This is a genomic window from Algoriphagus sp. (assembly GCF_030694375.1).
GTDB lineage: Bacteria > Bacteroidota > Bacteroidia > Cytophagales > Cyclobacteriaceae > Algoriphagus.
In genome coordinates, this window is the sequence record NZ_JAUXYL010000016.1 from 1 (window position 1) to 4855 (window position 4855).

Annotated in this window: 4 protein-coding genes; 2 read left to right on the forward strand and 2 right to left on the reverse strand. The window is 45.8% G+C overall.

All coding sequences use genetic code 11. From position 1 onward, the window contains the following. The first annotated feature begins 171 nt into the window (after nucleotides 1-171). Nucleotides 172-732 carry a hypothetical protein gene (locus tag Q8M62_RS04400; RefSeq protein ID WP_305668037.1) on the forward strand — a complete coding sequence of 187 codons (561 nt, stop codon included), beginning with the start codon at nucleotides 172-174 and terminating at the stop codon, nucleotides 730-732. Nucleotides 733-1113: 381 nt separating this feature from the next. Here the strand turns inward: Q8M62_RS04400 and istB are convergent, their stop codons facing one another. Further along, on the reverse strand, nucleotides 1114-1833 hold the full coding sequence (gene istB / locus Q8M62_RS04405; RefSeq protein WP_305668038.1) for an IS21-like element helper ATPase IstB: 720 nt from the start codon (nucleotides 1831-1833) through the stop codon (nucleotides 1114-1116). An 11-nt stretch (nucleotides 1834-1844) separates the two neighbouring features. After that, a complete protein-coding gene (istA, locus tag Q8M62_RS04410; protein WP_305668039.1) occupies nucleotides 1845-3407 on the reverse strand; it encodes an IS21 family transposase in 1563 nt (520 codons plus the stop codon). 743 nt (nucleotides 3408-4150) lie between these two features. Here istA and Q8M62_RS04415 point away from each other — a divergent pair. Then, entirely contained in the window at nucleotides 4151-4708 is a 558-nt protein-coding gene (locus tag Q8M62_RS04415; RefSeq protein WP_305668040.1) for a cupin domain-containing protein, read from the forward strand. The last annotated feature ends 147 nt before the right edge of the window (nucleotides 4709-4855 follow it).

Here is a 4855-nt window from a genome sequence, read left to right on the forward strand (position 1 = left end):
TCGAACACTGGTTGCTGGTATATCCCTGAGAGTTTATACTTTCAATGTGATTTGATAACATGAAGAGCCGTGTGAGGTGAGAGTCTCACGCACGGTTCTGTGGGAAGGTGGGGGTGAGATTCCCCTGCCTGACCCGATTACTTGCAACTGTAAACAACGACACGTTCAACAATGAAATTCATCAAACGAACATTTATAACCATCTTAATTCTAACGACAGTTGGACTTTTGTTTCGTGGGTGGTTTTACAGACATTTAGTGACTTATAAATCGGTTGGACTTCGGACCAATTATACAGCAACAGACAAAATACTTACCGACTTTATTGACGCAAATAATGATACACAAACCGACCTTGACATTAAGCAAATTATCAAAATTGGACTTTCAATAACTTCGAGTCAACTCAACTTTACTGCTGACAAAAACGACACTGACCCAAACAAACTGATTATTTCCAAGACAGCACATTGCGTTGGTTATGCAACATTTTTTGCGACAACTTGCAACTACCTTTTAGAAAAGTATAACCTTTCAGACACTTGGAATGCCAAACCGCAAGTCGGACAACTTTATTTTCTTGGGACAAACATTCACAAATATTTCAATTCTTCATTTTTTAAAGACCACGACTTTGTGACAATTGAAAATAAAAAAACTGGAGAAATTTTTGCCGTTGACCCAACAGTAAACGACTACTTGCTCATTGACTTTATAACATATGCCAAATGACGAACAAAATAGACGAAAGAACAGCAGCAGGTAACAACTAAGCTTTCGTTGCGTGCGAAGCACGAACAATGAAAGCGCTGTTGCACAGCCTGTCCCGATAGCGTAGCGTATCGGGAAAACCGGTGAGGTACCTATGGGGATTGAGTCGGGAATTTGTAGCGGACAAAGGACCTTTAAGTCCAAAATGTGGGAGCCTTGCGTCCCTTCTTTATCTAAAAAGTCATTTTGAAATCAATTCTTCAACCCTTCCAGGTTCATTTTGGAAGGTTTTTTTATGACTTGGGCCCGCCTGGAAATTCCGGACGATACTGACCCCTGTTCCGGGGATACTGACCCCCCTCTAAAATGGTTTGGTATTGGATTACTAATAGCCTGACAATTTTACATTTTTTTTCTCAATGAGTCTCCTGTGAGTTCGATACGGTAGCAAGAATGCAGAAGACGGTCCAGGATTGCGTCGGCAATGGTTTCTTCTCCGATGACTTCATACCAACTTTGCACGGGCAACTGGCTGACGATAATGGTGGATTTTTTTCCGTGCCGGTCTTCGATGAGTTCCATCAGGTCAAGTTGGTGCTGTTTTTCAAGATGGGTAAGCCCGAAGTCGTCCATAATCAGCAGGTCTGTTTTGGCGATGCGGTCGAAGAATTTAATGGCCGTGCCTTCGAGCCTTGCCATTTTGGTTTTGAGCATAAGTTTCTGGGTGTTAAAGTAGGCGGCTTTGAATCCGAGCAGACAGGCCTGATGTCCCAGAGCGGAAGCCAGATAGCTTTTGCCGCATCCGGTGGCCCCGGTAATGAGTACCGATTCGCCCTTGGTGAGGTAGTCACCTGTGGCCAGCGAAGCCAGCAGCAGATCATCTAAACCTCTGGTGCGATCCAGTTTGAGTTCTTCCAGACTGGCTTTGTAGCGGAACTGGGCACCGTGTTCGAGCCGTTTGAAGCGGCGGTTGTCCTTTTCGAGTTCCTCGGACTGCAGGAGCAGTTCCAGTCCTTCTGTCAGGGAGAGACTTTGGTTTTTACGGCTTTCTTTGAGTGCTGTCCATGCTTTGGCCATGCCGTGGAGCTTGAGCCTGTTCATCTGTGTTTCGATCTGGTTCATGATATAGGGGGTTAAAATTCAAGTTTCTGTTGTTGGTAGTAAGCTTTTCCCCGAAGGTTCTGATGTTCGGGAAGTGGTTTTTCGGGTTCGGAATAGTCTTCAAAAGCGGTATGGTTTTCCAGGACGTTTTTGATGAACCGATAGGAGTACTCCCCATGGTCGATCCCCAGCTGACAGGCTTTTTCGAGTGTCCGTAGGTCTGTTTTCCGGCTTAAGGCCAGTAACCCGTCACAGGTTTTGTAGAGCTGTTCGGGATAGCGGTTTTGCTCAAAAAGACCGCAGATGTACTTGCCTAGCACCGCAGATTTTTGGGAAGCCAGATCCCGGTAATAGTCCGGACTGCGGTCGCGGTAGTGTTGATGCTGGGAGCACAGGTGGTCTTTGACAGTGGAGTATCCTCCTGCTTTGAAGCTTCTCACATGGGCAGCGACTTTCTTGCCCTGATGGTACAGCTGCACCATGGATCGGGTGTAGATGACCTTGAGCTTTTTGCCAATCAAGGTATGGGGGGCACTGTAGTAATGCTTGTCCCGGGCCAGATAGACATGGTTATTTTTGGATAAGGTCAGCTCGGCGTGGTGCCGGAGTTCAAAGCGTTCGGTAGGAAGCGGGGCAAGGAGCGGTTTTTCTGAAGCCATAAACTGCTCTTCCCGACAGTGGCCTTTTTGCTTCATCCGGGTTTGATTGTGTGCTTTGAGTTGGATCCGGATGGCCTCATTGAGCGAATACAGGTCAAAGAACTGTCTGTTTCGCAGCTTGGCATAGATACGGGAATAAAGAATCTTGACCTGATTCTCTACCCGTGCCTTGTCTTTTGGCTTACCCGCACGGGTCGGAACAACGGCCATCCCATAGTGGCTGGCAAAGTCTTCCAAAGCCCGGTTGATGTCGGGTTCATAACGATCGGCTTTGACCACTGCTGCTTTAAAGTTGTCCGGAACAAGAATCAATGGGACTCCGCCCAGAAACTCCAGACAACAGGCCAGTGCGTAGAGGAAGTCCGCCAAAGCCTGCGATGGGATTGCCATAGCAAAGGAATAGTCGGAGAAAGGCAGACAGGCTACAAAAAGCTGACAGGGGATCAGTTCACCGGTTTCCCGATCAATATAAGGGATGGTCTTTCCCGCAAAATCAATGTAGAGCTTTTCGGCAGGGGCATGTTCCAGCACCAATGAGGGCTTGGTCTTCGCTGAGCTATGCTGATCCAGATGATGGCAAAACTGGGAATATCCGTATCCGTCAGGACGACCCTGCTTATATTCCTCCCAAAGCAGCGCACGGCTGACTCCGGTGCGGCGAAGTTCACCAGAGAAGTAATCCAGCAGACTCTTGAAATGCTCGTATCGACTGTCTTTGTAGGAAGGATTTCCGGGATGAAAGAGGTGGTAAATCTCCGGCTCTTCCATGCCCAAAATATGCTCAATACTTAATTCGGTGACTGAATCACTGAGTAGTTTTTCGAGCTTGAAAAGGTAGGACTTTACCGTATTCCTGCTCATGGACAGGCTGCGTGCAATGGCTTTGATGCCCTGCCCCTGACGGTGTAAAATGAGGAGTTGTTTGATCTGACTCATGGGTTTTGGTTTTCCGGCCATCGTCTTCCGCTTAGTACTTGGTGAGCGACTAAGAAACCAAAACCATTAAAAAGAGGGGTCAATATCCTCCGGATTCAGGACCCAAGGGGGTCAACATGCTCCGGAATCCAGACGAATATCCCACTTTGGGGGGTCAACATCCGCCGGAATGTCAGTCGAATCTGGCCACTAAAGGCACTTTTTGCTCCTGAAAAACCTCCGGATTCAGGGGGTCAACATGCTCCGGAATATCCACCGCCTGAAGATCGGGCAGGCATAGCTCTTCCAGCCCGATAAAAATCAGAAATTAAAATTGAGTTGCGACTGTGGGAAAGACTGCCTTCGATGGACCACGCTTGGGTAGGCGCTGGATGCTCACCATGCTTTCTTTCTGGCAGCAGGAGCAGTATCGTGGGTTGTAGCTTTCCAGAATCCTGGGTTCTGATTCTGGAATCGGATGATTGGGTGTGAAGTTTGGAATCAACCCAATCATCTGCACAATGAAAAATCCTGCTAAATCGAATGAATTTGACTTAAGCTTAAGTATTTTAGTGCGAGACGATATTTGACCCTGGCTGTCGAAAGTCTTGCATACAGCGTTCACCGCGGCCCTTGAGTGTATCACATGTGCGGATGCTGAGGGAAGGTCTGAGGAGATCCCCATTTCTTGACCCTCTGGAGGTAATTATTAAGTTAAGGCTTCAATTACATTTCTTCAGTTAAATAATTTAAAAATCAAGTTTATGCCAACAAAAGGTCAAACTATAATCAACCCGACAAATGGTGATTCTTATGAATTTTTGGAAACAGCCAAGGATTCTAATGGAGAACGAATAATCATGAAAGCGGTCATTAAGAGTAAAGGACAGCTCGTTCCTAAACACTTTCATGTTTTTCAAGATGAAACTTTTGAAATTATTTCAGGCCAACTTACAGTTTTATTCGAAGGGAAAATACATAAACTGTCGGCAGGAGAAAAAATAACATTACCCAAGAATGTTCCCCACAATCATTATAATGATGAAATCACTTCGGTAACATACCTTCATTCTGTCACGCCCGCATTGGATTTTGATTATTTGATTGAAAATTTAGTAGGATTGGCTGCCGACGGAAAAAGCAAAAACGGAAAATATGGCTTAGTTCAGGAGCTGGTTGCTCTTAAGTACCTTGACAGCAAATCATATCTTGCTGATATACCAATTGGAGTGCAAAAAATACTAATGAATATCATTGCTCCAATTGGTCGGCTTTTGGGTTACCGAGCGATTTATAAAAAGTATTCAGGAATTGAAAAATAAATACTGCTAACATTTAGCCCACTAGAGAAAAGCCCCTGAAAAAAAGCCCTGATTGATGCATTCATCTTTCAGGGCTTTTTGCTAGTGGCTGTTGACTGACATCCGCAGGGTGAAACGGCTGCTAGGTGGATTAGTAGGCCAGCTATT